The organism is Klebsiella sp. OBRC7 (assembly GCF_000293135.1).
GTDB classification, from domain to species: domain Bacteria; phylum Pseudomonadota; class Gammaproteobacteria; order Enterobacterales; family Enterobacteriaceae; genus Klebsiella; species Klebsiella michiganensis.
Map to the genome: position 1 here is coordinate 263,047 of NZ_ALNJ01000085.1, position 18,650 is coordinate 281,696.

The 18,650-nt window shown below is 55.5% G+C and carries 14 protein-coding genes; 11 read left to right on the top strand and 3 right to left on the bottom strand.

Annotation, left to right across the window (positions count from 1 at the left end):
* Positions 1-227: 227 nt before the first annotated feature.
* The 6 genes from rnm to HMPREF1144_RS17425 all read left to right on the top strand — a co-directional run bounded on the left by rnm (position 228) and on the right by HMPREF1144_RS17425 (position 7,922).
* Positions 228-1,097 (top strand): RNase RNM, encoded by an 870-nt coding sequence (gene rnm / locus HMPREF1144_RS17400; RefSeq protein WP_004850138.1) that lies wholly within the window; start codon positions 228-230, stop codon positions 1,095-1,097.
* A 9-nt stretch (positions 1,098-1,106) separates the two neighbouring features.
* Positions 1,107-1,727, top strand: a complete 621-nt coding sequence (locus HMPREF1144_RS17405) for an L-threonylcarbamoyladenylate synthase (protein ID WP_004850139.1) — start codon at positions 1,107-1,109, stop codon at positions 1,725-1,727.
* 410 nt (positions 1,728-2,137) lie between these two features.
* The gene (gene rluB / locus HMPREF1144_RS17410; RefSeq protein WP_004121268.1) at positions 2,138-3,025 is read left to right on the top strand and encodes a 23S rRNA pseudouridine(2605) synthase RluB; all 888 of its coding nucleotides are present in this window, start codon (positions 2,138-2,140) and stop codon (positions 3,023-3,025) included.
* Between the two features lie 165 nt (positions 3,026-3,190).
* Positions 3,191-4,555 carry an MFS transporter gene (locus HMPREF1144_RS17415; RefSeq protein ID WP_004850142.1) on the top strand — a complete coding sequence of 455 codons (1,365 nt, stop codon included), beginning with the start codon at positions 3,191-3,193 and terminating at the stop codon, positions 4,553-4,555.
* 18 nt (positions 4,556-4,573) lie between these two features.
* The gene (locus tag HMPREF1144_RS17420) at positions 4,574-6,934 is read left to right on the top strand and encodes a beta-glucosidase family protein (RefSeq protein WP_009653422.1); all 2,361 of its coding nucleotides are present in this window, start codon (positions 4,574-4,576) and stop codon (positions 6,932-6,934) included.
* A gap of 13 nt (positions 6,935-6,947) precedes the next feature.
* A complete protein-coding gene (locus HMPREF1144_RS17425; protein ID WP_004850145.1) occupies positions 6,948-7,922 on the top strand; it encodes a helix-turn-helix transcriptional regulator in 975 nt (324 codons plus the stop codon).
* On the opposite strand, the gene cobO is transcribed toward HMPREF1144_RS17425, so the two are convergent.
* Together cobO and HMPREF1144_RS17435 are read right to left on the bottom strand one after the other, a co-directional pair.
* A complete protein-coding gene (gene cobO, locus HMPREF1144_RS17430; protein WP_004850148.1) occupies positions 7,894-8,484 on the bottom strand; it encodes a cob(I)yrinic acid a,c-diamide adenosyltransferase in 591 nt (196 codons plus the stop codon). The genes HMPREF1144_RS17425 and cobO overlap by 29 nt on opposite strands.
* Complete coding sequence (locus tag HMPREF1144_RS17435) at positions 8,481-9,242, bottom strand: YciK family oxidoreductase (RefSeq protein WP_009653442.1); 762 nt, start codon at positions 9,240-9,242, stop codon at positions 8,481-8,483. Before HMPREF1144_RS17435 ends, cobO begins: the two co-directional genes overlap by 4 nt.
* 253 nt (positions 9,243-9,495) lie before the next feature.
* On the opposite strand from HMPREF1144_RS17435, the gene sohB reads away from it, so the two are divergent.
* Positions 9,496-10,542, top strand: a complete 1,047-nt coding sequence (gene sohB / locus HMPREF1144_RS17440; RefSeq protein ID WP_004850151.1) for a protease SohB — start codon at positions 9,496-9,498, stop codon at positions 10,540-10,542.
* Between the two features lie 55 nt (positions 10,543-10,597).
* Here the strand turns inward: sohB and HMPREF1144_RS17445 are convergent, their stop codons facing one another.
* Complete coding sequence (locus HMPREF1144_RS17445; protein ID WP_004101388.1) at positions 10,598-10,849, bottom strand: YciN family protein; 252 nt, start codon at positions 10,847-10,849, stop codon at positions 10,598-10,600.
* A gap of 410 nt (positions 10,850-11,259) precedes the next feature.
* Between HMPREF1144_RS17445 and topA the strand changes: the two genes are divergently transcribed.
* The 4 genes from topA to acnA all read left to right on the top strand — a co-directional run bounded on the left by topA (position 11,260) and on the right by acnA (position 18,644).
* The gene (gene topA / locus HMPREF1144_RS17450) at positions 11,260-13,857 is read left to right on the top strand and encodes a type I DNA topoisomerase (protein WP_004850155.1); all 2,598 of its coding nucleotides are present in this window, start codon (positions 11,260-11,262) and stop codon (positions 13,855-13,857) included.
* A 331-nt stretch (positions 13,858-14,188) separates the two neighbouring features.
* The gene (gene cysB / locus HMPREF1144_RS17455) at positions 14,189-15,163 is read left to right on the top strand and encodes an HTH-type transcriptional regulator CysB (protein WP_004121248.1); all 975 of its coding nucleotides are present in this window, start codon (positions 14,189-14,191) and stop codon (positions 15,161-15,163) included.
* A gap of 245 nt (positions 15,164-15,408) precedes the next feature.
* Positions 15,409-15,576 (top strand): YmiA family putative membrane protein, encoded by a 168-nt coding sequence (locus tag HMPREF1144_RS31720; RefSeq protein ID WP_071532285.1) that lies wholly within the window; start codon positions 15,409-15,411, stop codon positions 15,574-15,576.
* A 395-nt stretch (positions 15,577-15,971) separates the two neighbouring features.
* Positions 15,972-18,644 carry an aconitate hydratase AcnA gene (gene acnA / locus HMPREF1144_RS17460; protein ID WP_009653469.1) on the top strand — a complete coding sequence of 891 codons (2,673 nt, stop codon included), beginning with the start codon at positions 15,972-15,974 and terminating at the stop codon, positions 18,642-18,644.
* Positions 18,645-18,650: the final 6 nt, after the last annotated feature.

The window sequence follows — 18,650 nt, forward strand, 5'->3', positions numbered from 1 at the left end:
CAGAGTGATGAATTGCGTTTTCATTGTTGATACCCCTTCATGTGAACTTGCGTACTAGTTAACTAGTTCGAGGGATTAAAGTCAACCCCTGTTTGCAGATTTTCTCTATCAGTCGGTATGATGATGCGCTTATTACTATCCTTAATCACTTAAGCTGCAGAACCACAGTCAATCTGCCTGTGACTTAAAGTATGACGGGTACCGGTTCATGTCCAGCAGGAGTCATCTTGAGCAACACCAATTACGCAGTGATTTACGACCTGCACAGCCATACCATCGCCTCTGACGGGCGTCTGACTCCAGAAGAACTTGTCCATCGCGCCCACCTGATGCGCGTCGGCACCCTGGCGATTACCGATCACGATACCGTGGCGGCAATTCCCGCGGCTCAGCGTGAAATTGAACGTGCCGGTTTACCGTTGGCGCTGATAACCGGGGTGGAAATTTCCACGCTGTGGGAAAATCATGAAATTCATATTGTCGGGCTGAATATCGATATCGACCATCCGGCGATGACCGCTCTGCTCGATGAACAGAAAGCGCGTCGCCAGATGCGGGGTCAGCAGATCGCCGAGCGGCTGGAAAAAGCGCGGATCCCGGGCGCCTGGGAAGGGGCGCTGAAGCTGGCGGACGGCGGTGCGGTGACGCGCGGCCATTTTGCCCGTTTTCTGGTGGAGGCCGGCTATGCCAACAATATGGCTGACGTATTTAAGAAGTATCTGGCGCGCGGGAAAACCGGTTACGTTCCGCCTCAGTGGTGTACAATAAAACAAGCGATTGATGTCATTCATCATTCTGGCGGTAAAGCGGTCATTGCCCATCCCGGGCGCTACGATCTCTCCGCCAAGTGGTTAAAACGGCTGTTGGCCCATTTTAGCGAGCAGGGGGGCGATGCGATGGAGGTGGCGCAGTGTCAGCAGGCGCCTCACGAGCGCGCACAGCTTGCCGCTTACGCCGTGCAGTATGGCCTGGATGCCTCGCAGGGGTCTGATTTTCATCAGCCCTGCCCGTGGATCGAACTGGGCCGCAAACTTTGGCTGCCCGCGGGCGTGGAAGGGATCTGGCGCAGTTGGGAAGTGGCCGTAGAACAAAATTGAGAGGGAAGTATGAGCCAGTTTTTTTATATCCATCCGGAAAATCCACAGGCGCGGTTAATTAACCAGGCGGTGGACATTGTGCGTAAAGGCGGGGTCATCGTCTATCCGACCGACTCCGGCTACGCGTTAGGCTGCAAAATTGAAGATAAAGGCGCGATGGAGCGAATTTGCCGAATCCGTAATCTGCCAAACGGCCACAACTTCACCCTGATGTGCCGCGATTTGTCCGAACTGTCGACCTACTCATTCGTTGATAACGTGGCCTTTCGTCTGATTAAAAACAATACCCCGGGTAACTACACGTTTATCCTCAAGGGCACCAAAGAAGTTCCGCGCCGTCTGCTGCAGGATAAGCGTAAGACCATCGGTATGCGCGTGCCGTCCAACCCGATTGCGCAAATGCTGCTGGAAACGTTGGGCGAGCCGATGCTCTCCACTTCGTTGATGCTGCCGGGAAGCGACTTTACCGAATCCGACCCGGAAGAGATCAAAGATCGTCTGGAGAAGCAGGTTGACCTGATTATTCACGGCGGCTATCTGGGCCAGCAGCCGACCACGGTTATCGACCTCACTGAAGATGCGCCGGTTGTGGTGCGTGAAGGCGTGGGGGACGTCACGCCGTTCCTGTAATGACGCCTGTTTCCATGGAAGGAATCGTCATGTAATGAATACCCGCTCGCCGCTTTTATTTGCCGCCGTTCAACGCGGCGCAATGCCGCGCGCCTTTTGATGGATCATCCTCTGCAAAAGACCCTATTGTGCTACCTGACTTCCATCAGCGCGCCATGCGGCCGGACGGAGGTACGCGGTAAGTTGTGCTATGCTCGTAACGCAAAGAAGCATTCATCTTAAAGTTCGTGTACCATGTTCGCCCACGCGAGAAGGCGTGTCTCTGTTATGTCTGCTGTAGCAACATAGATAACGGCACGCGCTGATGCAAAAAAATTTTACAGAACAGGGTGTTAGGTTTAATTTTGCCTCGCGCCCTGTTTTTCGAAGTATACCAGACGCCTGGGAAGGCGACACCTTAAGGAAGCTCAATGAGCGAGAAATTACAAAAAGTGCTGGCCCGCGCTGGCCACGGCTCCCGCCGTGAAATCGAAGCCAAAATCGAAGCTGGCCGCGTCAGCGTCGATGGCAAAATCGCCACGCTTGGCGATCGCGTTGAAATTGTCCCGGGTTTAAAAATTCGCATCGACGGTCATCTGATTTCGGTGAAAGAGTCTGCGGAACAGATTTGTCGCGTGCTGGCTTACTACAAGCCGGAAGGCGAACTCTGTACCCGTAACGACCCGGAAGGGCGACCAACGGTGTTCGATCGTCTGCCAAAGCTGCGCGGCGCGCGCTGGATTGCCGTCGGTCGTCTTGACGTCAACACCTGCGGCCTGCTGCTGTTTACCACCGACGGTGAACTGGCGAACCGCCTGATGCACCCGAGCCGCGAAGTGGAACGTGAATACGCGGTGCGCGTATTTGGCCAGATAGATGATGACAAGCTGCGCCAGCTCTCTCGCGGCGTGCAGCTGGAAGACGGCCCGGCGGCGTTCAAAACCATCAAGTTTACCGGTGGCGAAGGGATTAACCAGTGGTACAACGTCACGCTGACCGAAGGCCGTAACCGCGAAGTTCGTCGCCTGTGGGAAGCCGTTGGCGTACAGGTCAGCCGCCTGATCCGCGTGCGCTACGGCGATATTCTGCTGCCGAAAGGCCTGCCGCGCGGCGGCTACACCGAGCTGGACCTGGCGCAAACCAACTACCTGCGCGAACTGGTTGAGCTTACGCCAGAAACCACCTCTAAGGTCGCCGTCGAAAAAGATCGCCGTCGCATGAAGGCGAATCAGATTCGCCGCGCGGTTAAGCGCCACAGCCAGGTGAGCAATAATAATAACAACCGTCGTTCCAGCAGCCGTAATAACGGTAACGGTTAATTATTCCAGTTCCGGCGGTTACCGCCGGAATTCTCCCTCCTGTGATTCCTTTCACACTTCTGCATAAAGACAAAAAACAGGAAATGCCCGGACAAATAACGCAAAGCGGTGCGCCAGGCGACGCCATATACTGAGGCCACTGATTACATTAACAGGTAGCCTAAAATGGAAACAGCAGGAAAACTTTCGGCAAGCTATGTGGTTATCGGCGTTAAAGAAAAAATAGGGTATGGTTTTGGCGATTTCGCCTCTAATTTATCCTTCGGCTTCGTTTCTCTGTTTTTACTTTTTTTCTATACCAATATTTACGGCATTAGCGCCGTACAGGCGAGCCTGATCTTTGTTATTGCCCGCGTGGTTGATGCGGCCTTTAATATTCTTATTGGTTTTGCCATCGATAAAACCCACAGTCGCTACGGTAAGCTTCGTCCCTGGTTATTGTATGGTTCAATTCCGCTCGGCTTCTTAACGGTGCTCTGCTTTGTGCCTTTCGGCGGTGAGGCCAAATTCTACTTCGCACTGATGTCCTATACTATTTATTGCCTGGCCTATACGGCTGTAAATACGCCTTATTCGGCGCTGACCAACCGTTTAACCCAGCATGAAGCCTCCCGCTCATCGCTGTCGGTATACCGGTTTGTACTGGCGATTGTTGGCTATCTGATTGTGTCCACTACCGCGGACAGGCTGATTTCCCCGTTTAGCGATAAACAGCTGGGGTACGTCTTCGCCGTCTCATGCTTTGCGCTGCTGGCGACGTTTTTGTTCCTTGCCTGCTTCGGGATGACCAAAGAGCGCGTTGGTGAAGAAGAGGAAGAGACGCCGGCGCCAACGCTGCGGGAAATGTTGAAGGCGGTGGCAGGCAACGCGCCGCTAATTAACCTCTCCATGTTCACCGTCTTTTTTTATATTGCCTATACCGTGTGGATGGCGATCGCTATTTACTTTATCAAATATATAATTGGCAGCGAAGGCTTTACCTCCACCTTCTTTATGATTCAGTCGGCGGCTTATATTGTCGGGACCGTTATTTCGGAAAAAATCATTGCCTTGATAGGTAAAAAGAAAATGACGCTGGTGGCGCTGTCGATCGGCATTGCGGGCGTACTGATGCAATATTTTATCGCTGGCGACAATATCTGGCTGATCATGACCGGCGTGTGTCTGTACAGTATTACGCTGGGGATGGGCTTTGTTTCAATGTGGTCAATGATTGCCGATACCGTGGAATATGCCGAGTGGCACCATGGGGTGCGCACCGAAGGCGCAATTTACGGTTTCTTTAATTTCATCACCAAAATAGCGATGGCCATCGGCGGCGGCTGCGCGGGCTGGATGCTGGACTATTACCACTATGACGCGGGCAACATTACCGCCAGCGCGATTAACGGTATTAACGTACTGATGACGCTATTTCCCGGCGCGATGTTTGCGCTCAGCGCACTGTTTGTCGCCTGCTATTCGCTGGATGAAAAAACCTATCGCGATATTGTGCAAAAAATCAGCCTGCGCAAACAGAACGCGCTTTAACCTCAGGGAGCCAGAGAGATGAATAACGATTTTAACACCACCCTCGCCGCGATGAGCGCGGAAGAAAAAGTGGCGCTGCTGACCGGCAGCGGCCTGTGGCGGACGGCCTCGCTGCCGCAGCACGGTATCGAAGATATCATTATGACCGACGGCACCTACGGCGTGCGCTACAGCAGCGCGCAGATTGATGGCCGGGAAAAGTGGAGCATGGATGATTTTATCTCGGTCATCACCCAAACCGCAGACCAGGCCAGCGCGGAAGAGCCCGCCGCGAAAGGGGGAAGTGAGGCGCTATTCAGCACTTCGCTACCGGCCACCTGCTTTCCTAATGGTTCCAGCCTGGCCTGCAGCTGGGACGTGGAGCTGGTGCATCAGATGGGGGAAGCGCTGGGGCGGGAGTGTCAGCAAATGGGCGTCGGGATCCTGCTCGGGCCTGGGATTAACATTCGCCGTACGCCGCTGGCCGGGCGAGGCTATGAATATTACGCCGAAGACCCGGTGGTCAGCGGCGATATTGCCGCTGCGCTGATCAACGGCCTGCAGCAGGAGGGGGTTGGCGCCAGCCTGAAACACTTTGCGGCCAATAACTCGGAATATCGCCGCACGGAAATGGATTCGATCATTGAAGAGCGGGCGCTGCGGGAAATCTATCTGGCGGGTTTCCAGCGCGCGATTGCGAAATCCCGGCCGTGGACGGTGATGTCTTCCTACAATCGTCTTAACGGCGTACAAACTTCGCAGGATCCGTTTTTACTCACTCAGGTATTGCGCGATGAGTGGGGATATGAAGGGCTGGTGATGTCCGACTGGTATGGTATTAAAGATCGTCCCGCTTCGTTGATGGCGGGCAACGACCTGGCGATGCCTGAAACCCGCCGCGATAAACAAACCCTGCTGGCGGCGATTGAAGCCGGAGAGGTGCCGATGGCGATGGTGGACCGCGCCTGTCTCCGCATGCTGGAACTGCTCGACAAGGTCCAGCGTCATCGCCGCCCGCAAACGCGAGCCGATTTTACAGCGCACCACGCGCTGGCGCAGCGCCTTGCCGGTGAATCCATTGTCTTGCTGAAAAATGAAGATAATCTGCTGCCGCTGCGTCCGGAGAAAACGCCGCGCGTCGCGGTGCTGGGTAAACCGGCTCAGGAGCCGGTGATCCAGGGGTCCGGATGCGCGACCACGGTGCCGTATCTGCTCGATCGGCCGCTGGATGAAATTTTCGACCTCGCCGGCGACGACTTCAGCGTCTCCTGGGCCGTGGGCGCGCCGGACGATCTGCGCTGGGATGAACAGGCGCTGGCGCAGGCCTGCCGCGTCGCGGAGGAAGCCGACGTGGCGGTGATCTTCGTCAGCACCGCCGTAGGCGAAGATGGCGAAAACGGCGATCGTCAGGATCTGCATATTCTGCCGGTGCACGAACGGTTAATTCGCGAAGTGGCGACGGTCCAGCCGAATATCGTGGTGGTGCTGGCGAATAGCGATGCGGTGGTGATGCCGTGGCTCGGCGAGTGCAAAGCGCTGCTGGAAACGTTCTTTGCCGGGCAAGGGATGGGGCGCGCGGTGGCGGAAATCCTCTTCGGCCAGCGTAACCCCTGCGGCAAACTGACGGTAACGGTACCTAATTCCCTGGAGGAAACGCCGGCCTGGCTGCACTATCCGGGCGAAAACCTGCGTCATCATTACGGAGAAGGGCTTTTTGTCGGCTATCGCTATTATGACAAACGTCGCATGACGCCACAGTTTCCGTTTGGCTTTGGCTTAAGCTATACCCGGTTTGCGTACGATAATATCGTGCTGTCAGCCCGCCGTGCAGGCGCAGGCGAGACGCTTACCGTGTCGTTCGACCTGACCAACTGCGGAGAGTATGCGGGCAAAGAGATCGTCCAGCTGTACGTTAGCGCGCCAAAGGGGGAGCTGATTCGCGAAGTGCAGTCATTAAAAGCGTTCAGCAAAGTGGCGCTGGCCGCCGGAGAGACCCGTCGCGTGAGCCTGCAGCTGCCCATTGGCGAGCTGGCCTGCTATCATCCGGGCCTGGGTGATTGGGTCGTGACGCCGGGCATCTGGCAGGTTCGCGTCGGCGCCTCATCCCGGGATCTGCCGTTGATCGCGGAGATTGAGGTAGATTGTCCGCAGCGGTACGTCCCGCTGCGCGATGATAACTCTCTACAACAGCTGATCCAGCAGCCGGAGGCCTTTGCCCGCGTAGTGAAGCTGATTGCCGATAAGAGCCAGATGCCGGCGGAGCAGGTGCGTGAAAAACTGATTCGCCTGGCGCCGGATCTGTTCTGCGGGCTGCTGATTGCGCTGACCGAATTCCTGGCGCTGGATATCGAACGCGACGAGCTTAACGCCGTGCTGGCCGGCGCTCATCATTGCCAATGACAGGAGAGTGCGCATGTTTCCATTTTCAGTGACTCACCCTCGCTCGGTCACCCAGAGCGGACGACAAACGGCGAACAGCGGCTACGAGCTGATTGCCTTTGACGCGGAGAAGCTGAACGTGTTTGCCGCGGAGGTTCGCTACTGCGAGCCTCACTGGCATCCGGCTCCGGAGCTGATTACCGTGCTGGCGGGGCGATTTACCCTCGTCGTCGGCCAGCAAAGCCTGGAGCTGGCGCAGGGAGACATGCTGTATATCAATGCCGAAGAGGTCCATTCGCTGAGCGCCGAGGAGGCTGGCAGCCAGCTGCTCACCGTACAGTTTTCACCCGGCCTGTTTGATGAACTTCATCCCTCGCCGCAGCTGGACTGGAGTACCTGCGGACGACCTTACTCTCCGGCAGACAGCGAAGTACGCCAGCGGCTGGCGAAGCTACTGGAACAGCTGATCGATAACCACGCGCCGTTTCAGCGTATCGCGGCGATTTATCTGCTGCTGGATGCGGTCGTCTCCGCCGGAAAGCCGACGCGGCGCGCCGAAAGATCGCTGCGCGACGAGGCGATGATCAAAAAAGGCATTGATTTTATCAATCAACACTTTGATCAGCCGCTGACGCTGAGCGAGGTCGCCTGCCATAGCGGGATGAGCTACTCCTGGTTCTCGCGGCTGTTCAAAAAGGTGAGCCGGTATAATTTTAAAGAGTATCTGACGCTGGTGCGGCTAAATAAAGCCCGCACCCTGCTGCGCGATACCCGTACCCCGATCACGGAGATTAGCCACAGCTGCGGCTTTCAGGAACACAAGTATCTGATCGCCGCCTTTAATAAATACTGCGGCGTCACGCCAACCGAATACCGCAAGCGCTTCGTCTCGCGGCAAAATATGCGCGAAAGCGAACTGGCGCTGGGGGAGGATTGCCTGTGCCTGCCGCTGAATCATGCGCTGCTCGAACGGCTGGCGGCTAGTAGTCGATCCCCATCTGCGCTTTGATTCCGGCGTCAAAGGCGTGCTTCACCGGGCGCAGCTCGCTGACGGTATCGGCCAGTTCGGTAATCTCACGATGGCAGCCGCGGCCGGTAATAATCACCGTCTGGTGCGCCGGGCGGTTGCGCAGCGCGGTAAGCACCTCTTCCAGCGGCAGGTAATCATAAGCCACCATGTAGGTTAGCTCGTCCAGCAAAACGAGGTCGAGGCTTTCATCAGCCAGCATGCGGCGCCCGTGCTCCCAGACCGCGAGGCAGGCGGCGGTGTCGCTTTCGCGATCCTGCGTATTCCAGGTAAAACCGGTCGCCATCACCTGAAATTCAACGCCGTGCGGCTCAAGCAGGTTGCGCTCGCCGTTTGGCCAGGTACCTTTAATAAACTGCACGACGGCGGCTTTTTTACCGTGCCCGACGGCGCGGGTGACGGTGCCAAAAGCGGCGGTGGTTTTGCCTTTACCGTTGCCGGTAAAGACGATCACGATGCCGCGCTCTTCCTGCGCGGCGGCGACGCGAGCGTCAACTTTATCTTTTACCCGCTGCTGGCGTTCGCGGTGGCGTTCATCACTCATTGTGCGATTCCTGGTTTGCGGCCCGGCTGGGCGTCAAAGGTCATTCCCGTTTTGCGACGACTGTCGTCGCCCATCAGCCACAGGTAAACCGGCATGATATCAGCGGGGGTTTTCAATTTTTGCGGATCTTCCGTCGGGAACGCATTGGCGCGCATTTTGGTGCGGGTGCCGCCTGGGTTAATGCAGTTGACCCGCAGATGACGGTTCTGATACTCCTCGGCCAGCACCTGCATCATGCCCTCGGTGGCGAATTTCGACGCGGCGTAAGCGCCCCAGTTCGCGCGTCCCTGGCGGCCGACGCTGGAAGAGGTAAAGACCAGCGAACCCGATTCGGATTTAAGTAATAAAGGAAGCAGCGCCTGGGTGAGCATAAAGGTGCCGTTCACGTTCACCTGCATCACCTGCTGCCATACTTCCGGCTTTTGTTGATCTATCGGGCACACGTCGCCCAACAGACCCGCGTTGTGCAGCACCCCGTCGAGGCGTGGGTAGTGGATGGATATCTTCTGCGCCAGCTGCTGGCACTCCTGCGGCGTGCAGGTTAACAGGTCGAGAGTAAACCTGCGGGCGGGAATGCCGCCCGCCTGCTGTATTTCGTGCGCGACGCTACGCAGCTTTTCTTCATTGCGGCCGACCAGGATAACGCTTGCGCTATAGCGGGAATAGGTCAGGGCGGCTTCACGGCCAATGCCGTCGCTGGCGCCGGTAACCAGGATGATGCGGTCCTGTAACAGGTGACGTTGCGGTTGATAGTGCACGGCGACTCCTCGGGCGATCTGCTGACGATCGCGCTTGCTGTTCGGTATCTGACTTTTGCGCTTTATGCCTGAAAGCGCCCGCTATTGCAATCGGCGAAGCGGAAACTCTTCGCGGAATTAATATCTTGCAACGATTTCATCGTCGCTGAAAAAAAAGGAAGGCGCCTCGCGTGCGACACAAAGCACAAAGACTTCTCGCCGACGGCTGATGTACACTGTGCGCCAACGTCAGCGGTTTACACAAGGTGAAAACGTGGAATTACTTGCTCAATATGGCCTGTTTTTGGCCAAAATCGCGACCATCGTTGTCGCAATTGCGGTTATCGTCGCCATTATTGTTAACCTGACTCAGCGCAAAAAACAGCGCGGCGAGCTGCGGGTCACCAATCTTAGCGAGCAATATAAGGAGATGAAGGAAGAGCTGGCGGTTTCGTTGCTCGATGGGCCGCAGCAGAAGCTTTGGCATAAAGCGCAAAAGAAAAAGCTCAAGCAGGAAGCAAAGGCGTCAAAGGCGCGGGCGAAGCTCGGCACACCAGAGCCGGACGTCAAACCGCGCGTTTGGGTGCTGGATTTTAAAGGCAGTATGGATGCCCATGAAGTCAGCAGCCTGCGTGAAGAAATCACCGCCGTTCTGGCGGCGGCAAAAGCGCGCGACCAGGTCGTCATTCGCCTTGAAAGCCCAGGCGGTGTGGTTCATGGTTACGGCCTGGCGGCTTCACAGCTGCAGCGCCTGCGCGACAAGCAGATCCCGTTAACGGTCGCGGTCGATAAAGTCGCGGCCAGCGGCGGCTATATGATGGCCTGCGTGGCGAACAGAATCGTCAGTGCACCCTTTGCTATCCTGGGCTCTATTGGCGTTGTGGCGCAAATTCCCAACATCAATCGCTTCCTGAAAAATAAAGATATCGACATTGAGCTGCATACGGCCGGGCAGTACAAACGCACCCTGACGATGCTGGGTGAAAATACCGAAGAAGGGCGGCAGAAATTTCGCGAAGACCTCAACGATACTCATCGGCTGTTCAAAGATTTTGTCCACCAGATGCGCCCCGGGCTGGATATCGAGCAGGTAGCGACGGGTGAACACTGGTACGGCGTTCAGGCGCTGGAAAAAGGCCTTGTGGACGCGGTGGAAACCAGCGATGAACTTCTGCTGGGGCTGATGGATAAGCACGAGGTTATCAGCGTGCGCTATCAGCAGCGTAAGAAAATGCTCGAGCGGTTTACCGGCAGCGCGGCAGAAAGCGCCGATAAACTTCTACTGCGCTGGTGGCAGCGCGGGCAAAAGCCGCTGATGTAAACAAACAACGCGAGGCTTCGGCCTCGCGTTGTTGTCATGGCCCTGCAGGCAGCGGTTAATCCGCCAGGTGATACTTATCAGACAGCTCGTGTGCGAGATATTTAAACATATTAAATACCGCCGTACTCTTCGCCGTTGGCAGACCCTGCTCGTCAAGATAGAACTCGCCGCTGAACACCAGCACGCCGTTACGCTGAACGACGTCGGTGGCCTCGATCCCGGCTAACGTATCTTCATGTTCGCGAATGAGTTTGTTGGCTTTTTCCAGAAGCGTCTGGCGATCGATGGGTTGGGTTGTACCTTGCATAAATGCCTCCTGTGTTTCTTCGCGGCTAGTCTACGCCGCGCGGCGGCGAGGGGCAAATTTTCCATTGATCTTGCAGGGGTAATCGCAGCAGCCTAATAAACATCAGTTTAGTGGCGGGATTTGCTTTTGCATGCTAATAAAGTTGCGTAACGAATTTTATCAGGTACAGTGTGACGCTTTCAGCGATCTGGCAATAGATTTGCTTGACATTCGGCCAAAAATTATTCGTGCTATGTCGCCTGGCGAGAAAAAGCCAGCAAACTCAGCTATCTGGTTTTATGGATGCGAAACCGGTGCAAGGGGTTGATATCCATCGATAACGACGCAACATAGGTTGTGACGTGTCGCCAGTGGATGGTGAATCAATGTGCGATGTATTCCTGGATGAATCAAATTAGGTAAAGGTGAATATGGGTAAAGCTCTCGTTATCGTTGAGTCCCCGGCAAAAGCCAAAACGATCAATAAGTATCTGGGTAATGACTACGTGGTTAAGTCCAGCGTCGGTCATATCCGCGATTTGCCGACCAGTGGCTCAGCTTCCAAAAAGAGCGCCGACTCTACCTCCACCAAAGGGGCTAAAAAGCCTAAGAAGGATGAACGCGGCGCTCTGGTCAACCGTATGGGCGTGGACCCGTGGCATGACTGGAATGCGCACTATGAAATACTCCCGGGTAAAGAAAAGGTCGTTTCTGAACTCAAACAGTTGGCGGAAAAAGCTGACCACATCTATCTCGCAACCGACCTTGACCGCGAAGGGGAAGCCATCGCATGGCACCTGCGGGAAGTTATCGGCGGTGATGAACAGCGCTATAGCCGCGTGGTGTTCAACGAGATCACCAAGAATGCGATTCGTCAGGCTTTCGAAAAGCCGGGCGAACTGAATATTGACCGTGTCAACGCTCAGCAGGCGCGCCGTTTTATGGATCGCGTGGTGGGCTACATGGTCTCTCCACTGCTGTGGAAAAAAATTGCCCGCGGTCTGTCAGCAGGCCGCGTCCAGTCGGTTGCGGTACGTCTGGTGGTCGAGCGCGAGCGCGAAATTAAAGCGTTCGTTCCGGAAGAGTACTGGGAAGTTGACGCCAGCACCACGACCCCTGGCGGCGATGCGTTACCGCTGCAGGTCACGCATAACGGCGATAAGCCGTTCCGTCCGGTAAACCGTGATGAAACCATGGCGGCGGTCGCGCTGCTTGAGAAAGCCAGCTACAGCGTGCTGGAGCGTGAAGATAAGCCGACCAGCAGCAAGCCGGGCGCGCCGTTTATCACCTCCACGCTGCAGCAGGCCGCCAGCACGCGTCTTGGCTTCGGCGTGAAGAAAACCATGATGATGGCGCAGCGTCTCTACGAAGCGGGCCACATTACCTATATGCGTACCGACTCGACGAACCTGAGCCAGGACGCGCTGAGCATGGTGCGCGGCTACATTGGCGACAACTTCGGTAAGAAATATCTGCCGGAGAGCGCTAATCAGTACACCAGCAAAGAAAACTCGCAGGAAGCGCACGAGGCGATTCGTCCATCCGACGTCAACGTGCTGGCCGAAACGTTAAAAGATATGGAATCTGATGCGCAGAAACTGTATCAGCTGATCTGGCGCCAGTTTGTCGCCTGTCAGATGACGCCTGCGCAGTACGACTCCACCACGCTGACGGTGAAAGCCGGCGATTTCAAACTGAAAGCCCGCGGCCGTACGCTGCGCTTTGACGGCTGGACCAAAGTCATGCCAGCTCTGCGTAAAGGCGATGAAGACCGTACTTTACCGATGGTCAATAAGGGCGATAGCCTGAGCCTTGTCGAGCTGATCCCTGCGCAGCACTTTACCAAGCCGCCGGCGCGTTTTAGCGAAGCTTCGCTGGTTAAAGAACTGGAAAAACGCGGCATCGGCCGTCCGTCCACCTATGCGTCGATCATTTCGACCATTCAGGATCGCGGCTACGTGCGGGTGGAAAACCGCCGCTTCTATGCGGAAAAGATGGGTGAAATCGTCACCGATCGTCTGGAAGAGAACTTCCGCGATCTAATGAATTATGATTTCACCGCGCAGATGGAAGACCGCCTCGACCAGGTGGCTAACCATCAGGCCGAGTGGAAGCAGGTCCTCGATAGCTTCTTCGGAGACTTTACCTCGCAGCTGCAGACGGCAGAGAAAGATCCGGAAGAGGGCGGCATGCAGCCGAACCCAATGGTGCTGACCACCATCGACTGCCCGACCTGCGGGCGCAAGATGGGGATCCGTACCGCCAGCACCGGCGTATTCCTCGGCTGCTCGGGCTACGCGCTGTCGCCAAAAGAGCGCTGTAAAACCACCATTAACCTGGTGCCAGAAAACGAAGTGCTCAACGTGCTGGAAGGCGATGACGCTGAAACCAACGCGCTGCGAGCCAAACGCCGCTGTAAAAAATGCGGCACGGCGATGGACAGCTACCTCATCGATCCGAAGCGCAAGCTGCACGTCTGCGGTAATAACCCGACCTGCGATGGCTACGAGATCGAAGAGGGTGAGTTCCGCATCAAGGGTTATGACGGCCCGATCGTTGAGTGTGAAAAATGTGGCTCCGAAATGCACCTGAAGATGGGGCGTTTTGGTAAGTATATGGCCTGCACCAACGACGAGTGTAAAAATACCCGTAAGATCCTGCGTAACGGGGAAGTGGCGCCGCCGAAAGAAGATCCGGTGCCGCTGCCGGAGCTGCCGTGCGAGAAATCGGACGCTTACTTTGTTCTGCGCGATGGCGCGGCGGGCGTCTTCCTGGCCGCCAACACCTTCCCGAAATCGCGCGAAACCCGCGCGCCGCTCGTGGAAGAGCTGTACCGCTTCCGCGACCGCCTGGCGGAGAAGCTGCGCTATCTGGCCGATGCGCCGCAGCAGGATCCGGAAGGTAACAAAACGATGGTGCGTTTTAGCCGCAAAACTAAGCAGCAGTACGTTGCCTCAGAGAAAGATGGCAAAGCCACCGGCTGGTCAGCTTTCTATATAGATGGCAAATGGACTGAAGCAAAGAAGTAACTGTTATCATCTGATAAAAGGGCCGCTCTGCGGCCCTTTTTTGACATCACATGTTGTTGATATCCAAGATATTACGCTGTTCCTCCTCTCTCCTTATAACCGCCTTATTATTTTTTGTTAGTATCTATACACTGTAGATATAAATGATATAGTGGTTATAGCTAATCCCTTTTTTATTATCTTATCGTCTTATACATCACCGTCATCAGGATACGTTGTGGCGCCAACACGGCTAGTCGCAGGGAGGTTCGGGCTAGCCCGTCCACCGCCAAGTGACCTGAGCGTAAAATGTATTAAGCGGGTTTATTTTACGTGCTATCGGATATCAGCCATGAAACTACAGCAGCTCCGCTATATCGTTGAGGTTGTTAACCATAATCTGAACGTCTCCTCCACGGCCGAAGGCCTGTACACTTCACAGCCGGGCATCAGCAAGCAGGTTCGCATGCTGGAGGATGAGCTGGGAATTCAGATTTTCGCCCGCAGCGGCAAACATTTGACTCAGGTCACGCCCGCAGGCCAGGAGATCATACGCATCGCTCGCGAGGTCCTGTCGAAGGTCGATGCGATCAAATCGGTAGCGGGTGAGCATACCTGGCCTGATAAGGGGTCGCTGTACGTAGCAACTACCCACACCCAGGCCCGCTACGCGCTACCGGGCGTTATCAAAGGCTTTATCGAACGCTATCCCCGCGTCTCCTTGCACATGCATCAGGGGTCGCCAACGCAAATCGCCGAGGCGGTGTCGAAAGGCAATGCTGACTTCGCCATCGCGACCGAAGCGCTTCATCTTTATGATGATTTGGTGATGCTGCCGTGCTACCACTGGAACCGCTCCGTGGTCGTCACGCCAGAGCATCCGCTGGCGTCGCGAGAGTCGGTATCGATTGAGGAGCTGGCGCAGTATCCGCTGGTGACTTACACCTTCGGCTTCACCGGCCGCTCCGAGCTGGATACCGCCTTTAATCGCGCCGGCTTAACGCCGCGCATCGTTTTCACCGCCACCGACGCCGATGTGATTAAAACCTACGTGCGTCTGGGCCTCGGGGTAGGGGTAATTGCCAGTATGGCGGTGGATCCGGTTTCCGACCCGGACCTGGTGAAGCTGGACGCCAATGGTATTTTCAGCCACAGCACCACGAAAATAGGTTTCCGTCGCAGTACCTTCTTGCGAAGCTATATGTATGATTTTATTCAGCGATTTGCGCCGCATCTGACCCGGGATGTGGTCGATACCGCCGTTGCTTTGCGTTCAAATGAAGATATTGAAGCGATGTTCAAAGATATTAAATTACCGGAAAAATAACCACAGAAAAAATAATGGCATCCTCTCGGGGATGCCAAAGTCTATAATGGCCTGAAATGGAATATCTAAACCTCGTCTGAATCACAATTTTCGTTAACTCCTCGTACCACATTTGCAAATATACCTGCCGCGATCAAATTAATGATGAAAGATATCTTCCGAAAAGCGAATTCACTGGATTAATAGTCAATCCATAATTAAGATTTATCTGTGGTTAGTAATTCTTAGCGATTGGTGGTGAAAAAATGATTAGTGATATCGATTATATGAAGTTTGCGATGTCACAGGAACGTGACAAGACTGAGATAGATCCAGTTTTGAGAAGTAAGGCCTGGAGCGCCGTTATCCTTGGGCTTGCGATGTTCTGGAGCGTCATTGCTCTGGTTGTCTGCAACGTTTGGTTACTAAACTAGAGCACCTTCCAGTCACAGCGGTTATGTCAGTTTTATGACAAGTGAATTATTGAGAATTATTTCTATCTGATAAAATAGCGGTAATAAGGAGGATATAATTTTTCCCTTTTTAGACTCGCTCGATAAATTTTCTCTATTGGACTAATCGCCAGAATAATGGCGATTAGTCTTTCTTTGTACTCGTGTACTAATACGACGCGCTCGCCGACGCAAATCTGACTTCTTCAATCCTTCTCAATATATCCGCCCTCATTATTCAAATTTCCTGTCTTAATGCGTTACGCCTATTTTAGCAATTTGGGTTGTTATCAAAATGTTACATCAAAGATGTGTTATCTTTAATAATGACCCTGAGGAGGATCAGGGGATGCTATCCCTAAGGTAAAGGAGGAGCTATGTCGTCAACCCTACGAGCAGCCAGTAAGGATACGCTCCAGGTTAAAGATAAAACCTGGCATTACTACAGCTTACCGCTGGCCGCTAAACAACTGGGCGATCTCTCGCGCTTGCCCAAATCGCTCAAAGTGCTACTGGAAAACCTGCTGCGCTGGCAGGACGGCGATTCCGTGACCGCCGAAGATATTCATGCCCTGGCCGGATGGCTGAAGCATGCCCATGCCGACAGGGAGATTGCCTACCGTCCGGCGCGCGTCCTGATGCAGGACTTTACCGGGGTTCCTGCCGTGGTGGACCTGGCGGCGATGCGCGAAGCGGTCAAACGCCTTGGCGGCGATACCGCCAAAGTGAACCCGCTTTCGCCCGTCGACCTGGTGATTGACCACTCGGTCACCGTAGACCGTTTTGGTGACGATGATGCTTTTGAAGAGAACGTCCGGCTTGAGATGGAGCGCAACCATGAGCGCTACGTCTTTTTGCGCTGGGGGCAGCAGGCATTCAGCCGCTTCAGCGTAGTACCGCCGGGTACCGGTATTTGCCACCAGGTAAACCTCGAATACCTTGGCCGGGCGGTGTGGAGCGAACAGCAAAACGGCGAGTGGGTGGCTTTCCCCGACACCCTGGTCGGCACCGATTCCCATACCACGATGATTAACGGTTTAGGCGTTCTGGGCTGGGGCGTTGGCGGTATCGAAGCGGAAGCTGCCATGCTCGGTCAGCCGGTTTCCATGCTGATCCCGGACGTTGTTGGCTTCAAGCTAAGCGGCAAGCTACGTGAAGGCATTACCGCGACGGACCTGGTCCTGACGGTCACCCAAATGCTGCGTAAACACGGCGTTGTGGGTAAGTTTGTTGAATTCTACGGCGATGGCCTCGATTCTCTGCCGCTGGCGGACCGCGCGACGATTGCCAATATGTCGCCGGAGTATGGCGCGACCTGCGGCTTTTTCCCGATCGATGCGGTAACGCTTGACTATATGCGCCTGACCGGCCGCAGCGAAGAGCAGGTGGCGCTGGTAGAAGCCTATGCGAAAGCGCAGGGCATGTGGCGTCAGCCCGGAGATGAACCGGTATTCACCAGCACGCTGGCGCTGGATATGGGAACCGTTGAAGCCAGCCTGGCCGGGCCGAAACGCCCGCAGGACCGCGTAGCGCTCGGCGATGTGCCCCAGGCCTTTGCCGCCAGCACCGAGCTGGAAGTTAATCACGCGCAGAAAGATAAACGGCCAATCGACTACACGCTGAACGGACAGCAGTATTCGCTGCCTGATGGCGCGGTGGTGATTGCCGCCATTACCTCCTGTACTAACACGTCGAACCCCAGCGTCCTGATGGCAGCCGGCTTGCTGGCCAAAAAAGCCGTTGAGCGGGGGCTGAAACCGCAGCCGTGGGTTAAAGCGTCGCTGGCTCCCGGGTCGAAGGTGGTTTCCGACTATCTGGCCCACGCAAAGCTGACTCCCTATCTGGATGAACTGGGCTTCAATCTGGTCGGCTATGGCTGTACCACCTGTATCGGTAACTCCGGACCGCTGCCGGACCCTATCGAGCGCGCAATCAAGCAGGGCGATTTGACCGTCGGGGCTGTGCTCTCCGGGAACCGCAACTTTGAAGGACGTATTCATCCGCTGGTAAAAACCAACTGGCTGGCGTCGCCGCCGCTGGTGGTCGCCTACGCCCTGGCGGGGAATATGAATCTCGACCTGACCCGTGAGCCGTTAGGGACGGGTAAAGATGGTCAGCCGGTGTATCTGAAGGATATCTGGCCGAGCGGAATCGAAGTCGCGCAGGCGGTTGAGCAAGTCTCAACGGAGATGTTCCGTAAAGAGTACGCCGAAGTGTTTGAAGGGACAGCCGAGTGGAAGGCGATTAAAGTGGATCGCTCTGATACCTACGACTGGCAGGATGATTCCACCTACATTCGCCTGTCGCCGTTCTTTGATGAGATGGGCGTTGAGCCTAAACCGGTAGAGGATATTCACGGCGCGCGCATTCTGGCCATGTTGGGCGACTCGGTTACCACCGACCATATCTCCCCGGCGGGCAGCATTAAAGCCGACAGCCCCGCGGGCCGTTATCTGCAAAATCACGGCGTCGAACGCATTGATTTTAACTCCTACGGCTCCCGTCGCGGCAACCATGAGGTGATGATGCGCGGGACGTTTGCCAATATTCGTATTCGTAACGAAATGGTCCCCGGCGTGGAAGGGGGGATGACCCGTCATCTTCCGGATAGTCAACCTATCGCTATTTATGATGCCGCTATGCTCTACAAAGCGGAGGGCACGCCGCTGGCGGTGATCGCAGGCAAAGAGTACGGTTCCGGCTCCAGCCGCGACTGGGCGGCTAAAGGGCCGCGTTTGCTCGGCGTCAGGGTGGTCATTGCCGAGTCTTTCGAGCGTATCCACCGCTCCAACCTGATTGGAATGGGGATTTTACCGCTGGAATTCCCGCAGGGGGTGACGCGTAAAACGCTGGGACTGAGCGGCGAGGAGCGGATAGATATCAGCAGCCTGCAGGCTCTGCAGCCCGGTATGACGGTGCCGGTCACGCTGACGCGCGCGGATGGTCGACAGGAAGTGATTGATTGCCGTTGCCGCATCGATACCGCGACTGAGCTGACCTACTATCAGAACGACGGTATTTTGCACTATGTGATCCGCAATATGCTGTAAACCCGC